We start from the raw sequence: 14691 nt of genomic DNA on the forward strand, positions 1-14691 counted from the left end.
TCCCGCCTGCGGAGTGCACGCAACCCGCCTCAAAACTGCCTAGCCCTGAATGCTCTCCAGATAGGCCAGAAGCGCCGCCAAAGGCCGTGGCGTCGGCGTCAAAACGCCCTCCCCCGTCGCCACAGGCACGCTTGGCCCCTCCAGCAAAAGCCCGAACTCGGGCATCTCAACGGCCTCGGGCGCTTGGCGTTTATAGCCGTCGATATAACTCAGCACACGATTGACAGGAAAACTGCCGCCATTGTCGCGCGTCAGACGGGTCAGATCCACAGGTGCGACACTCAGATCGCCCGCAAGCGCCCCGTCGCCCTTGCCAGCGGCCCCGTGACACATCGCACAATTCGCGTCATAAGCTGCACGGCCCTCGCCCGCATCCGGCATCTCGGCCTCCATACAGCCCGCAACCGCCAATACACCCGCCGCCAATCCTGTTAAAACATACCGCATCCGCTCGCCCCTTTGTGGTTTCCTTGAGCCTAAAGAAACGCCCCTAGCGCTGCAAGCCTTCCAAATACGACACAAGCGCCACAAGCGCGCTTGGCGTGGCGATTTTCTGCCCGTTTTGCGTCTCCCACATCACGGTGCCACCGGCCTCAAGATCGGCAAAATCAGGCATATCGCCAAAATGCCCCGGCCCACCGTAGCCATGTATCTTGGCCAGCACATCATCGGCAGGAAAGCGGCCCCCATTGCGCTCTGCAATGAGTGTGAGGTCCGCAGGCGCCTGCTCAAGCCCCGCCGCCACACCCCCCTCTGCACGCCCGTCTGCGCCGTGGCAGGCCGCACAGTTCTGCGCAAACAGCCGTGATCCGCTCTCAGATCCGCCAAAACGCCCCGCCTCTTCGGTGCAGCCCGCCAAAAGGCCAAACCCAAGAGCCACAGCCAGAGCCAAAACCAGTCTCATCCTATGTTCCATCGCGCCTCTCCGTTTCAGCCAGTCTGCCCGCAGTCGCCAAAGCCACGCTTTGATCTGGATCATCCGCGCGCGCCGTGCCACTCTGCTCCAAAAAGAGACGCCCATGAGCCTGACCCCAGAAGACGCCCAAGCCATTTTTGATCAAGACTTTGCCCCATGGGTGCGCGCGCTTGATCTGACAATCACAGCCATCAGCCCGACAGGCGCAACCCTGCAAATGCCAATCACACCCAATCTGACGCGCATGGGCGATGTGCTCTCGGGTCAGGCTCTCGCCGCCCTCGCCGATACTGCCATGGTCTTTGCCTGCGCAGGCCTCTTTGGCGCGATGAAGCCCGTCGCCACAACCAATCTAGAGGTGCAATTCCTGCGCCCGGGCCTCGGAGAAGCCATCATTTGCGACGCCGAGATCGTCAAACCGGGCCGCAACCTGATCTTCACACGCGCGCGCCTGCGCGCCGCCCCGTCGGGCAAGGATATTGCAACCGCCACCGCCACATTTTACCTCGCTTGAAAGACACCCCATGCACAGCACACCTGTCTATATCCTCCTCATGCTCGCCGCGGGCTTCGGAATTCCCATGCTCGCCGCGCTCAATGCCAGCCTCGGCACCCGCCTCGGCACACCCTTCGCCGCAGGCGCCATCCTGTTTTGCGTCGCGCTCTCGGCGGCGGTGGTCATGCTCTTTGTCACAGGCAGCGCCAGCGCCCTTGCCAAAGCCCCCGCACAGCCCAAACACCTGTTTCTCGCAGGGCTTCTGGTGGCCTTCTACGTGCTCTCCATCACATGGGTCGCACCCCGCTTTGGCGTCGGCAACGCGGTCTTCTTTGTTCTCTTGGGCCAGCTCATTTCCGCCGCTCTGATTGATCACTTCGGCCTCTTCGGCGCACGTGTCTCCCCGCTGTCGCTCACCCGCGCCGGCGGGATCGCCCTCATGGCCTCAGGCGTCTGGCTCACCCAACAGGCCTGACGCCCTCTACTCTACTCTGCTCTGCTCCACTCTGCTCTGCGTGGCCCACCGCGCGCCTCAGCCCGCCGCCAAAGCCTCGATCTTGGCCCAAAACGCGGGGTCAACCTCAACAGAAGACATCGCAACCTTGCCCTGCCCGGGCATCCGCGCGCCCTCGTCCTCGGCCACAGCCGCCGCAACCTGCGCGAGACGGTCCTCAAAGGCCCCCGACGCAGCCGGATCAATCAACAAATAATATTGCCCCAAATCATGCGGCGCGCCCGTCGGTGCCTTCAAAGGCTTCACATCAAGGCTCGCAAGGCTCCCCGTCATTCCCGCGACCAATAGCTCCGCCATCAGACCAAAGCCCCAGCCCTTATAGCCGCCCATGCTCACAAGCGAGCCGCCAAGCGCCGCCTCAGGGTCCGTGGTCGGCTGGCCGTCCTTGTCCAAAGCCCAGCCCTCAGGAATAGCCTGCCCCGCCGCCTTGGCCATGGTGATCTTGCCAAGCGCCACAGTGGTCGTGCTCTGATCAAACATCATCGCCACACCGCCCGCCCCGTCGGGCACAGCAAAGGCCATCGGGTTGGTGCCAATCACACGGCTCTTGCCCCCGGGAGGTGCCACAATTGGGCTGGCATTGGTCATCCCGACGCCGATCATCCCCGCGCGCGCGATCTGCTCGGTAAAATAGCCAAGGCTCGTGCAGGTATGGGCATGGGCCACAGCCAGACTGGCCACCCCACATTCGCGCGCCGCACTCAAAGCCTCAGGCAAAGCCCGCGCAAAAGCAGGCTGCGCAAAGCCAAAGCGCGCATCCACAGTCACAACAGCAGGCCGCACACGGCGCACATCAGGCTCGACATCGCCCTTCACCCGCCCGCTCTCAAGCTGCTGACAATAGCTTTCAAGATAATAAAGCCCGCAAATCTTGTTGCCAAAGCTCTCCGCCACTTTCACAGCATCCGCCACATGAGCCGCCACCCAAGGCGCCGCCCCGTGGCGCAAAAGCGCCCGCTCGCTCAGCGCATAAATCTCGCCGAGTGTTTTCACCGTCACCGTTCTGGTCATGGTCATTGTCATGGTCCTCCCTCAATCTCCCCCCTTTTTCTTTCCAGAAATATCCCGGGGGTGCGGGGGCTGGCCCCCCCCGCTCCGGGGTGCGGGGGCGGGCCCCCCCGGTGGCCGGGGGGCGGGGGGTGGCCCCCACACCACGTTGCACGCGCCTTAAACAGCCACAAGCAAACCCTCTTCCAAGCGGACACAGCGGTCCATACGCGCCGCCAAGTCAAGGTTGTGCGTCGCAATCAAGGCCGCAAGCCCCGTCTCCCGCGCCAGCCCCATCAAGGCCGCAAACACCTGATCAGAGGTGGCAGGATCAAGATTTCCCGTCGGCTCATCCGCCAGCAACAGGCGCGGCGCATTCGCCAACGCCCGGCAAAACGCCACCCGCTGCTGCTCCCCCCCCGACATATCCGCAGGCCGGTGACTGGCCCGCGCCGCAACCCCGACGTGCTCCAACAGCCCCAGCGCCCGCGCCTTCGCCGCCCCACGCGCCGCGCCATTGGCCAGCTGCGGCAGCATCACATTCTCAAGCGCGCTAAACTCGGGCAATAGATGGTGGAACTGATAGACAAACCCCACATCCTCGCGCCGCACCCGCGTGCGCCGCCGCTCGCCCCGCCCCGTCATATCCTGTCCGCCGATCTCCACAGTCCCCGCACTCGGCGTATCCAACAGCCCGCCAATATGCAAAAGCGTCGACTTCCCGGCCCCGGACGGTGCCACAAGCGCCACAATTTCGCCCGCCTCAAGGCTCAGATCCGCCCCGCGCAGCACCTTGATCTCGCTCGGCTTTCCCGCATTGTAAGTCTTTTCAATCCCCCTCAGGCGCAACACCGCATCACTCATAGCGCAGCGCCTCCACAGGGTTCATCCGCGCCGCACGCCGCGCCGGAAAAATCGTTACAATAAAACTCAGCCCAAGGCTCAACCCCACAGCAGACATCACATCCTGAACCTGCAATTTCGCAGGCAAAAACGAAATCCCCCGCACTGCAGGGTCCCAAATGCCGCCGCCCGACACCCCGTTCACAATCGCAAAGATCGGATCGATGTAGATCGCAAACAGACAGCCAAGCAAAACCCCAAGCGCGGTCCCGATGATCCCCGTAAAGGCCCCGCAGATAAAAAACACCCGCAAAACCGCCCCTTCCGTCAGACCAATGGTGCGCAAAATCCCGATATCGCGTCCCTTGTTTTTCACCAGCATGATCAGCCCCGAGACAATGTTCATGGCCGCAATCAAGACAAGGATCGACAGGATCACAAACATCACATTGTCCTCAATATCAAGCGCCCGAAGGAAGCCGCCACTGGCGTCTTTCCAGCTCCATAAAATCGCCCGATCGCCGCCCGCACGCAGCAGCGCCAGCGTCATCTCCTCCACAGCGTCAGGCGCCGCCACCATCACTTCGATCTCGTCGGCCCGCCCCTCTCGGTTGAAAAACACCTGCGCCTCGGCAAAGGGCATATAGACCCGCGTGCGGTCAATATCATAGCGCCCCGCCGTAAAGATATAGACAACCTCATAGGCCTTCACCCTTGGGCTGGTGCCAAAGGCGGTCTTGACCCCGTTGGGCGAAATAACCTTGATCATATCCCCCGCCACAACCCCAAGCTCGCGCGCAACCCCCGAGCCGATCGCGACCCCCTCGCCAAACCGTCCCAGATCGCCATAGGCCTCTTGCGGCGTCACAATCCGCGGGATCGTCATCAAATCGTCTTGCGAGATACCAAAAACTTCAATCCCCGCATTGCGCGCCCCCGCACTGGCCATCACCTGCCCCTTGACCAAAGGCGCCGCCCGCGTCACGCCCGCCACGGCGCGCAGCCGCGCCGCCATCGCGTCATAGTCGGCAATCGTGCGCTCAAGCCGCCCGTCAGCCTGCACTTCGGCCGATTGATAAACCGTGATATGGGCATTCGCTCCCAGAATCGTGTCAACAAACTCCGCCCGAAAGCCCGCCCGCACCGCCAGAGTGGCAATCAGCGCCATCACCGCCAGCGTGATCCCGATCAGCGAAATCCAGGTCATCACCGAGACACCGCCCTCAGCGCGCCGCGCGCGCAAATAGCGCCACGCGATCATCCACTCAAAGCCTGCAAAAGGGGGAGGAGGTAACGCCATAGATCTGCTCACATATAAGGAATGCGCAAAATGCGCGGCCCGCCCTGCAAGGTCAAGCGCAAGCGTGCAAAGCCGGCACGGAAGTGGCCCAGCCCCAAACCCCGCCCCCCTTTCTTTTTGCCACAAATATCCTCGGGGGTCTGGGGGTGAAACCCCCAGTTAAAGGTGTGTCTGGGGGTGAAACCCCTGGTAAAAACGGCGTCTGGGGGCACAGCCCCCAGATGGTCGGATGCGCAAAGCGCATTCGACAGCTCACTTCAAAACACGCGCCACCTCGCGGATGAAAGACAAGAAGACAGCGTCAGCCTTTGGCGCAGATCAAAGACCCTTGACCATATGCCCCTTGTAAATCTCGGCCAGTTTCGCAACCGCAGCTTCAGGGGCCAGCTCTTCGCTCTCCCCCGTGCGGCGGCTCGTCAGCTCGACAACCCCGTTCTTAAGGCCGCGAGGCCCGACCGTGATCCGCCAGGGCAGACCGATCAGATCCATCGTGGCAAATTTGCCGCCCGCCCGCTCGTTGCGATCGTCATACAAAGGCTCAAGCCCCAACGCTTCCATCGCGGCTTCAATCGCCTCACAGGCCGCATCGGCCTCGCCGTCGCCTTGCTTGAGGTTGACAATCCCCGCATGAAACGGCGTGACCCCTTCAGGCCAGATGATCCCGTTGTCGTCATGGCTCGCTTCAATGATCGCCCCCAGAAGCCGCGAGACGCCGATCCCGTGGCTGCCCATATGCACAGGGGTCGGCTTGCCATCTGGCCCCTGCACCGTCGCGCCCATGGCTTCGGAGTATTTCGTGCCAAAGTAGAAGATCTGGCCGACTTCAATCCCCCGCGCCGTGCGGCGGCGCTCTTCGGGCACCTCATTGAAAACAGCCTCATCGTGGGTTTCGTCGGTGCGCGCATAGCGGCTGGTGAACTCTTCCAACACCGCCTGACAGGCGGCCTTGTCGGCATAATCAATCTCGCGCGCACCAAACTTGAGGTCGGTGATCTCGCGGTCATAAAAGACCTCGCTCTCGCCCGTCTCTGCCAGCACAAGGAACTCGTGGGTGTCATCGCCGCCAATCGGCCCGCTGTCCGCACGCATCGGAATCGCCTGCAAGCCCATCCGCTCATAGGTGCGCAAATAGCTCACAAGATGGCGGTTGTAGGCGTGCAGCGCGTCTTCCTTGGTCAGGTCAAAGTTATAGCCGTCTTTCATGTAGAACTCGCGGCCCCGCATCACCCCAAAGCGCGGGCGCACTTCGTCGCGGAACTTCCACTGGATCTGATAGAGCGTCAGCGGCATATCTTTGTAGCTGTTGACATGGCTGCGGAAAATATCGGTCACAAGCTCTTCGGCCGTGGGCGTAAAGAGCATATCGCGCCCGCCACGGTCCTTGATACGCAGCATCTCGTCGCCATACGCGTCATAGCGCCCGCTCTCGCGCCAGAGGTCGGCAGACTGGATCGTCGGCATCAGCATCGGCATATGCCCCGCGCGCATCTGTTCTTCGTGGACAATATTCTCGATCTTGCGCAGCACTTTAAAGCCCAGCGGCAACCACGAATAAATCCCCGCACTCGATTGCTTGATCATCCCCGCACGCAGCATCAGACGATGAGAGACAATCTGCGCCTCCGCAGGGGTTTCTTTCAGAACGGGCAAGAAGTAGCGGCTCAGACGCATGGGGAAAAACCTTATGTTTTGTTTGCCCCCGTGTAGGCCTTTGAGCGCGTGCGAGCAAGTGTTCGATCACGCCCGATCACAGATCCGTCAAACAAACATCCAACGCGAAAACCCAAGCGTAACCTCTTTACTCAGATCTCTGAGCAACCCTGACAGGAGTAAAGTTATGCTACGTAAATTCGCTCTCGCAACCACAATTGCCGCCCTTGCTGCCACCGCCTCTTTCGCCGACGGCCACGGCAAGAAAACAATCGTTGAAATCGCCGCTGGCGATGACCGCTTCTCCACACTCGTCGCCGCCGTCACGGCCGCAGACCTCGCCGACACGCTCGCAGGCGACGGCCCCTTCACTGTCTTCGCGCCCGTGAATGACGCCTTCGCCGCCCTGCCCGAAGGCACGGTTCAAAGCCTTCTCACACCAGAAATGAAAGGCGATCTTACAAATGTGCTGCTCTATCACGTTGTCCCGGGCAAAGTGATGGCAGGCGATATCGCCATGGGCACAATGGCCGCTGGCACAGCCATGGCTGACGGCACAGTCTGCATCACCAAATCAGACGCAGGCGTGATGCTGGATGATGGCACAGGCACAATGGCCAATGTGGTCATCGCCGATATCGAAGCCTCCAACGGCGTGATCCATGTGATCGACAAAGTTGTCCTCCCGGGCAATTCGCCAGAGTGCTAAGCACCTGACCAAAGGGCTTCAGGCACAGCTGCCCGAAGCCCACCCCGCCCCCAATAGCTTGCCAAAGCTGCGCGCGCCCCCTTGCTAAAATAATCACCCGACCTCTGGACATTGCCAGAGCGCGCACGCTTATCTGTGCAGATGGATTTACACAGCACATACCCCGGCCTTGAAGATTTGCGTCGTCGCGCCCGCGCCCGCATCCCGCATTTTGTCTTTGAATACCTCGACAGCGGCACAGGCCGCGAAATCACAACCGCGCGCAACCGCACGGCTCTGGATGCGATCCGCTTCACCCCCTCTGTGCTCCATGGCCCCCAAACGCCCGATCTGTCGCGCGCCCTCCTTGGGGCCGACTATGCGCTGCCCTTCGGGGTCGCCCCCGTTGGGATGTCCGGCCTGATCTGGCCCGATGCCGAGCGCCTGCTCGCCGCCGAGGCCGCGCGCGCGGGCCTGCCCTACTGCCTCTCGACCGTGGCGGCCCAAACGCCCGAATATGTCGCCCCCGCTCTTGATGACAAAGCCTGGTTCCAGCTCTACCCGCCCAAAGACGAGGCCGTCCTGAAAGACATCCTCGCCCGCGCCCGCGCCGCAGGCTTTCACGCGCTGGTGCTCACCCTTGATGTCCCCGTCGCCTCGCGCCGCGAACGCCAGACCCGCTCAGGCCTCACCCAGCCGCCCAAATTCGGCCCCCGCCTGCTGTGGCAAACCGCACAGCGCCCCGCTTGGGCCCTGCGAATGCTCCAAAGCGGCGCACCGCGAATGCGCACGCTGGATGCCTATATCAAAGATGACCGCACCCTGCCGCCCACCGCCCATATCGGCTACCTGCTGCGCACCTCGCCTGACATCAGCTATCTGAAACGCGTGCGCGCCCTCTGGGACGGCCCGCTCGTCGTCAAAGGCATCATGGACCCGGCCTCCGTGCCCCTCCTGCAAGACGAAGGCGTTGATGGCCTCTGGGTCTCAAATCACGCAGGCCGCCAGTTTGACGCCGCCCCCGCCAGTATAGAGGCCCTGCCCGCAATCCGCGCCGCCTCAAACCTCCCGATCATCTTTGACAGCGGCATAGGCGGCGGCCTTGATATCCTGCGCGCGCTCGCGCTTGGGGCTGATTTCGTCATGCTGGGGCGCGCATGGCACTATGCGCTCGCGGCCCTCGGCGCCAAAGGCCCGCAGCATCTCACAGAAATGCTCACGCAAGATCTCATCGCCAATCTGGGTCAGATCGGCGTGGACGACCTGAAAGATCTGCCAAAGCGCCTGATCCCGCCCCGCGCCCCCGCCCTCTAACGCCCGCACAGCTGCCCGCTTTTCTTTTTGCCCGAAATATCCCGGGGGGAAGATGCAAAACCGCAGGCTTTGCATCTGGGGGGCAGAGCCCCCCCTCACCACCCGCCCCGTCGCAGTCTGCAACACCACAGTCGCATTTCTGCACAAACGGATGTTTTCATGCGTTTACACTCTGTCAAAAGACTGTTGAAAAATTGGTAAAATAAGTTTACCAAAATAATGCCGCATCGCAGCATCCCTGCGATCCAGCACCAAGCGACACGGCGGCCCCGCCACACAGCCCAAGGGAAAAGCTTATCATGCCTGAGTTCAAGAAAATCCTGATCGCCAACCGTGGCGAGATCGCCATCCGTATCATGCGCGCCGCCAATGAAATGGGCAAAAAGACGGTCGCCGTCTATGCCGAGGAAGACAAGCTCGGCCTGCACCGCTTCAAGGCTGATGAAGCCTATCGCATCGGCGAAGGCATGGGGCCTGTTGCCGCTTATCTCAGCATTGAAGAAATCATCCGCGTCGCCAAGCTCTCAGGCGCAGATGCCATTCACCCGGGCTATGGGCTGCTCTCTGAAAACCCCGATTTTGTCGATGCGTGCGACGCCGCAGGCATCACCTTCATCGGCCCCAAAGCCGCCACCATGCGCGCTCTGGGCGACAAGGCCAGCGCGCGGCGTGTGGCCATCGAGGCAGGCGTGCCCGTGATCCCGGCCACAGAGGTTCTGGGCGAGGATATGGCCGCCACGCTGGCCGAGGCCCGCGAGGTCGGCTTCCCGCTCATGCTTAAAGCGAGCTGGGGCGGCGGCGGGCGCGGGATGCGCCCGATTCATACCGAAAAAGAGCTGCCCGAAAAGGTCATGGAAGGCCGCCGCGAGGCCGAAGCCGCCTTTGGCAATGGCGAGGGCTACCTTGAGAAAATGATCATCCGCGCGCGCCACGTCGAAGTCCAGATTTTGGGCGACAGCCACGGCGAAATCTATCACCTTTATGAGCGCGACTGCTCGGTGCAACGCCGCAACCAGAAGGTGGTCGAACGCGCCCCCGCCCCCTACCTCTCCGAGGCCCAGCGCAGCGAGATTTGCGAGCTAGGCCGCAAAATCTGCGCCCATGTCAATTATGAATGCGCCGGCACCGTCGAGTTCCTGATGGATATGGACAGCGGCAAATTCTACTTCATCGAAGTGAACCCCCGCGTGCAAGTCGAGCACACCGTGACCGAAGAGGTCACAGGCATCGACATTGTCCAAGCCCAGATCAAAATCGCCGAGGGCAAAACGCTCGCCGAGGCCACAGGCAAGCCCACGCAAGGTGATGTGCGCCTCAACGGCCACGCGCTTCAGACACGGATCACAACCGAAGACCCGCAAAACAACTTTATCCCCGATTATGGCCGCATCACCGCCTATCGCTCGGCGACAGGCATGGGCATTCGCCTTGATGGCGGCACCGCCTACACAGGCGGGGTGATCACCCGCTACTACGACAGCCTTCTGGTGAAGGTCACAGCCCACGCCCAGACGCCCGAAGCGGCGATTTCCCGCATGGACCGCGCCCTGCGCGAATTCCGTATTCGCGGGGTGAGCACCAATATCGCCTTTGTCGAAAACCTGCTCAAACACCCGACCTTCCTCAGCAATGAATACACCACCAAATTCATTGACGAGACGGCCGATCTCTTCTCTTTCAAAAAACGCCGTGACCGTGGCACCAAAGTGCTCACCTATATCGCCGACATCACAGTCAACGGCCATCCAGAGACAACAGGCCGCCCCAAGCCCGCCGCCGATCTGAAAGATCCGCGCCCGCCCGCCCTGCTCGCCGCAGAGCCGGCCCAAGGCACGCGCACACTGCTGGAGGCCAAAGGCCCCAAGGCCGTTGCCGACTGGATGCTCGCGCAAAAGCAGCTCCTGCTGACCGACACAACCATGCGCGACGGCCACCAGTCGCTCCTCGCAACACGGATGCGCTCGATCGACATGATCAAAGTCGCCCCAGCCTATGCCGCCAACCTGCCCGAGCTGTTCTCGGTCGAGTGCTGGGGTGGCGCGACCTTTGATGTCGCCTATCGCTTCTTGCAGGAATGCCCGTGGCAGCGCCTGCGCGATCTGCGCGCACGGATGCCCAACGTCATGACGCAAATGTTGCTGCGCGCCTCCAATGGCGTCGGTTACACCAACTACCCCGACAATGTGGTGAAGAGCTTCGTTGCCCAAGCCGCCAAATCGGGCGTCGATGTGTTTCGGGTGTTTGACAGCCTCAACTGGGTCGAAAATATGCGCGTGGCGATGGACGCGGTGCAAGACAGCGGCAAGCTCTGCGAAGGCACGATCTGTTACACAGGCGATATCCTCGACCCCGCCCGCGCCAAATATGACCTCAAGTATTACGTCAACATGGCCAAAGAGCTGGAAGCCGCAGGCGCGCATATCTTGGGCCTCAAAGACATGGCAGGCCTGCTCAAGCCCGCCTCCGCCGAAATCCTTGTGAAAACCCTCAAAGACGAGGTCGGTATCCCCGTCCACTTCCACACCCACGACACCTCGGGCATCGCTGGCGCAACCATCCTCGCCGCCGCCCGCGCAGGCGTTGACGCTGTGGATGCCGCCATGGACGCCTTCTCAGGCGGCACATCCCAGCCCTGCCTCGGCTCGATTGTCGAAGCCCTGCGCCACACCGACCGCGACACCGGGATCAGCCCCACTGCCGTGCGCGAAATATCGGATTACTGGGAGCAGGTCCGCGCCCAATACGTGGCGTTTGAATCAGGCCTCGCCGCCCCGGCCTCCGAGGTGTATTTGCACGAAATGCCCGGCGGCCAGTTCACCAACCTCAAAGCACAGGCGCGCTCGCTCGGCCTTGAAGAGCGCTGGCACGAGGTCGCCAAGACCTATGCCGATGTGAACCAGATGTTCGGCGATATCGTCAAAGTCACGCCCTCCTCCAAAGTGGTGGGCGACATGGCGCTGATGATGGTCTCCCAAGGCCTGACACGACAGGATGTGGAAAACCCCGACAAAGATGTCGCTTTCCCCGATAGCGTCATTGACATGATGCGCGGCAATCTCGGCCAGCCCCCCGGCGGCTTCCCCGCCCAGATCGTCAAGAAAGCCCTCAAGGACGAGGCCCCTGATACCTCCCGCCCGGGCGCTCACCTGCCCCCGATTGATCTGGAAGCCACCCGCGCCAGCGTCATGGCCGAGCTGGACGGCCTGCCCATTGATGACGAAGACCTCAACGGCTACCTGATGTATCCCAAAGTCTTCATGGACTACATGGGCCGCCACCGCGCCTATGGCCCCGTGCGCACCCTGCCCACCAAGACATTCTTCTATGGCATGGAACCCTCCGAGGAGATCACCGCCGAGATCGACCCGGGCAAAACCCTCGAAATCCGCCTCTCCGCCGTCGGCGAAACAACAGATGACGGCGAGGTCAAAGTCTTCTTCGAGCTCAACGGCCAGCCGCGCACGATCCGCGTGCCCAACCGCTTGGTAAAGTCCCAGACCGCCCAGCGCCCCAAAGCCGACCAAAGCAACCCCGACCACATCGGCGCACCGATGCCAGGGGTGGTTGCCTCCGTCGCAGTCAGCGTCGGCCAAGCGGTCAAGGAAGGCGATATGCTCCTCACCATCGAGGCCATGAAAATGGAAACAGGCATCCACGCCGAACGCGACGCCACCGTCAAGGCCGTTCACGTCCACGCAGGTGGCCAGATCGACGCCAAAGACCTGATGATCGAGCTGGAGTAACGCACAGCCAAAGCACCCGCCCTCAAACGGCGCAACTTCCAATGGCCCGCCCGTGCAAACAGGCGGGCCGTTTCGTGCTCTCCCCCGCACCCGATGCCCCGACACAGAAAGCGCCAAACTCTGCTCGGCGGACGGAGATGCCCTTCGCTTGGGAGGCTAACGCCAGCCCCCGAGGTGGCGATCCGAGGGTTTAGGAAAAGCGCTTTATGCCAGCCAAACACATCCTCAGAACGAATGGCACGCCTGCATCAGTCAAATCGACGGTCTTTTTGAGCTGATTGTGTTGAAAAACCCGCCGTTCGCCCCGCCCGCAAACGCTTTCCCTAACATTCCCCAACACCACCGCGCGCCGCGGTCACGTTCGGGCTGTTTTTTGCAAAATTCAAAAACAGCATCAGCCGGTGCACGGGTTGTGCACGCATGGTGCACACATGGCACCCCCCCCGAATCATGGAAATTTCAAATCTTAACGCCCGTTTTTCGAGCGCCCCTGACGCGCGGTTTTGCTTGCTCCCAAGCCCGCAGCGCGCCAAGATTTTCCCTCAAAAGAGAGGCTTTCCCATGCTTGCTATCACCCCCCTTTACGCCGCCCCGATCGGGCTTTTGTTCCTCGCCCTCAGCGTCAATGTGATCCGTCAGCGCTTTGCCCATAAAGTCTCGGTGGGCGATGGCGGCGAGACAGCCCTGATCAAAGCCATGCGGGCCCAGTCAAACTGCGCCGAATATGCGCCGCTCACGCTTTTGCTCATCGCCATGGCCGAACTTCAAGGCGGCCCCGGCTGGTTCATTCATATGCTCGCAGGGCTTTTGCTCTTCGGGCGGCTGGCCCACGCCTACGGCTTTGCGCGAACGCCACAAATTATTTTTCTCCGAAAATCAGGGATGTATCTCACATTTTCAGCGCTTTTGCTGGCCTCGTTGAGCTGCCTTGCTCTGGCTTTGTAGCCGCGCGCGAAAAAAACATCTCTTTGTGCACTTTTCCTCTTGCGGCTCAGCGCGGCATTTATTAGATCACCCCTACCCAAGGAAGCGGGCGTAGCTCAGGGGTAGAGCATAACCTTGCCAAGGTTAGGGTCGGGCGTTCGAATCGCCTCGCCCGCTCCAATTTCTCTCTCGGGAGAAACGATAAAGGTCACCTTCGGGTGGCCTTTCGTCGTTCTGGTGCCTGTGGTCTTGCCCGCCGTGCGCAGCCCTCAAACGCCCTTAAGGCCGCTCCTCTATAGTCAGAGAAACAGCCGCGCCCACATCGTGCTAAAAAATATTTGAAAAATTAGAAAACTTTGAAGGTCAACGTCGTCAAAGACCGCTCAATCCCGTCCACATCCAGCAGCTTCTCATTGATAAACTTCCCAATATCCGCCCCCTTAGGCACATAAACCTTCAAAAGGAGATCCCACTCACCGCTCGTTGAATAAAGCTCGGAATGCAATTCTTTCAAAACAAGCGCCTCGGCGACCCTATAGGTCGTTCCGGGTTTGCATCTAAGTTGAACAAACACACAGTCTGACATGGCGCTTTCCTTTTTGCGTTGTGCCCAGACACTGCCACGCAGGCGCAACAGGCGCAACGGCTCTTGTCGTCCGATTTGATCTCGGGGCTTTTCCCGCGCCCCACACCGCCCTATAAGCGCTCCACAACAAAGGAAGATCCAATGCGCAAAGCCACCGTCTCTCGCAGCACCAGCGAAACCAAAATCACCGTCGAGCTCAATCTCGATGGAACAGGCCGCTATGACAACCAGACAGGCGTTGGCTTTTTTGATCATATGCTAGATCAGCTCGCCCGCCACGCTATGCTGGATATGAAAGTGCGCTGCGAGGGTGATCTTCACATTGATGATCACCACAGCGTCGAGGATGTGGGTATCGCATTGGGCCAAGCACTCTCGCAAGCCGTTGATAATAAAGCAGGAATAAACCGATATGGCGCCTGCCTCCTGCCGATGGATGACGCCCTCGTGCGCGCGGCTCTCGACATATCGGGCCGCCCCTTCCTCGTGTGGAATGTCGACATCCCCACAGCCAAAATTGGCACCTTTGATACAGAGCTCGTGCGCGAGTTCTTTCAAGCCTTCAGCACCCATGCTGGCCTGACCCTGCATATCGATGCCTTGCACGGCTTCAACGCGCACCATATCGTCGAAGCCGCCTTCAAGGCCGTTGCGCGCGCCCTGCGCGTCGCGCTCGAGGCCGATCCCCGCGCCGCAGGGGCCATCCCCTCCACAAAAGGCACGCTCTGAG

14 protein-coding genes and 1 tRNA gene are annotated in these 14691 nt (G+C 61.1%); 8 read left to right on the forward strand and 7 right to left on the reverse strand.

The genetic code is table 11. From position 1 onward, the window contains the following. Nucleotides 1-39: 39 nt before the first annotated feature. Nucleotides 40-447: a c-type cytochrome gene (locus tag ACTF58_RS08250; protein ID WP_438991497.1), complete on the reverse strand. Its 408-nt coding sequence runs from the start codon at nucleotides 445-447 to the stop codon at nucleotides 40-42. A gap of 43 nt (nucleotides 448-490) precedes the next feature. After that, complete coding sequence (locus tag ACTF58_RS08255; RefSeq protein ID WP_438991498.1) at nucleotides 491-904, reverse strand: c-type cytochrome; 414 nt, start codon at nucleotides 902-904, stop codon at nucleotides 491-493. Between the two features lie 115 nt (nucleotides 905-1019). On the opposite strand from ACTF58_RS08255, the gene ACTF58_RS08260 reads away from it, so the two are divergent. Together ACTF58_RS08260 and ACTF58_RS08265 are read left to right on the forward strand one after the other, a co-directional pair. After that, on the forward strand, nucleotides 1020-1430 hold the full coding sequence (locus ACTF58_RS08260) for a PaaI family thioesterase (RefSeq protein WP_438991499.1): 411 nt from the start codon (nucleotides 1020-1022) through the stop codon (nucleotides 1428-1430). Between the two features lie 10 nt (nucleotides 1431-1440). After that, entirely contained in the window at nucleotides 1441-1887 is a 447-nt protein-coding gene (locus ACTF58_RS08265; protein ID WP_438991500.1) for a DMT family transporter, read from the forward strand. 57 nt (nucleotides 1888-1944) lie between these two features. Here the strand turns inward: ACTF58_RS08265 and ACTF58_RS08270 are convergent, their stop codons facing one another. The 4 genes from ACTF58_RS08270 to proS all read right to left on the reverse strand — a co-directional run bounded on the left by ACTF58_RS08270 (nucleotide 1945) and on the right by proS (nucleotide 6727). Then, nucleotides 1945-2937, reverse strand: coding sequence for an Ldh family oxidoreductase (locus ACTF58_RS08270; RefSeq protein ID WP_438991541.1), 993 nt, complete (start codon nucleotides 2935-2937; stop codon nucleotides 1945-1947). Nucleotides 2938-3093: 156 nt separating this feature from the next. Next, complete coding sequence (locus ACTF58_RS08275; RefSeq protein WP_438991501.1) at nucleotides 3094-3777, reverse strand: ABC transporter ATP-binding protein; 684 nt, start codon at nucleotides 3775-3777, stop codon at nucleotides 3094-3096. Next, complete coding sequence (locus ACTF58_RS08280; RefSeq protein ID WP_438991502.1) at nucleotides 3770-5056, reverse strand: lipoprotein-releasing ABC transporter permease subunit; 1287 nt, start codon at nucleotides 5054-5056, stop codon at nucleotides 3770-3772. The genes ACTF58_RS08275 and ACTF58_RS08280 overlap by 8 nt, the downstream gene beginning before the upstream one ends. Nucleotides 5057-5374: 318 nt before the next feature. Then, nucleotides 5375-6727 (reverse strand): proline--tRNA ligase, encoded by a 1353-nt coding sequence (gene proS, locus ACTF58_RS08285; RefSeq protein ID WP_438991503.1) that lies wholly within the window; start codon nucleotides 6725-6727, stop codon nucleotides 5375-5377. A gap of 166 nt (nucleotides 6728-6893) precedes the next feature. Between proS and ACTF58_RS08290 the strand changes: the two genes are divergently transcribed. From ACTF58_RS08290 to ACTF58_RS08310, 5 genes are all read left to right on the forward strand, one after another. After that, nucleotides 6894-7415: a fasciclin domain-containing protein gene (locus ACTF58_RS08290; protein WP_438991504.1), complete on the forward strand. Its 522-nt coding sequence runs from the start codon at nucleotides 6894-6896 to the stop codon at nucleotides 7413-7415. Nucleotides 7416-7556: 141 nt separating this feature from the next. Next, a complete protein-coding gene (locus ACTF58_RS08295; protein ID WP_438991505.1) occupies nucleotides 7557-8708 on the forward strand; it encodes an alpha-hydroxy acid oxidase in 1152 nt (383 codons plus the stop codon). Nucleotides 8709-9007: 299 nt separating this feature from the next. Then, nucleotides 9008-12451, forward strand: coding sequence for a pyruvate carboxylase (locus ACTF58_RS08300; protein WP_438991506.1), 3444 nt, complete (start codon nucleotides 9008-9010; stop codon nucleotides 12449-12451). 561 nt (nucleotides 12452-13012) lie between these two features. After that, nucleotides 13013-13396: an MAPEG family protein gene (locus tag ACTF58_RS08305; RefSeq protein WP_438991507.1), complete on the forward strand. Its 384-nt coding sequence runs from the start codon at nucleotides 13013-13015 to the stop codon at nucleotides 13394-13396. 84 nt (nucleotides 13397-13480) lie between these two features. Continuing rightward, nucleotides 13481-13555, forward strand: a tRNA-Gly gene (locus tag ACTF58_RS08310). A 166-nt stretch (nucleotides 13556-13721) separates the two neighbouring features. Here the strand turns inward: ACTF58_RS08310 and ACTF58_RS08315 are convergent. Further along, nucleotides 13722-13961 carry an Lrp/AsnC ligand binding domain-containing protein gene (locus tag ACTF58_RS08315; RefSeq protein ID WP_438991508.1) on the reverse strand — a complete coding sequence of 80 codons (240 nt, stop codon included), beginning with the start codon at nucleotides 13959-13961 and terminating at the stop codon, nucleotides 13722-13724. Between the two features lie 141 nt (nucleotides 13962-14102). On the opposite strand from ACTF58_RS08315, the gene hisB reads away from it, so the two are divergent. Continuing rightward, nucleotides 14103-14690: an imidazoleglycerol-phosphate dehydratase HisB gene (gene hisB, locus ACTF58_RS08320; RefSeq protein ID WP_438991509.1), complete on the forward strand. Its 588-nt coding sequence runs from the start codon at nucleotides 14103-14105 to the stop codon at nucleotides 14688-14690. Nucleotide 14691: the final 1 nt, after the last annotated feature.

It is taken from the genome of Lentibacter sp., from assembly GCF_965657785.1.
In the GTDB taxonomy this organism is placed as follows: domain Bacteria; phylum Pseudomonadota; class Alphaproteobacteria; order Rhodobacterales; family Rhodobacteraceae; genus Lentibacter.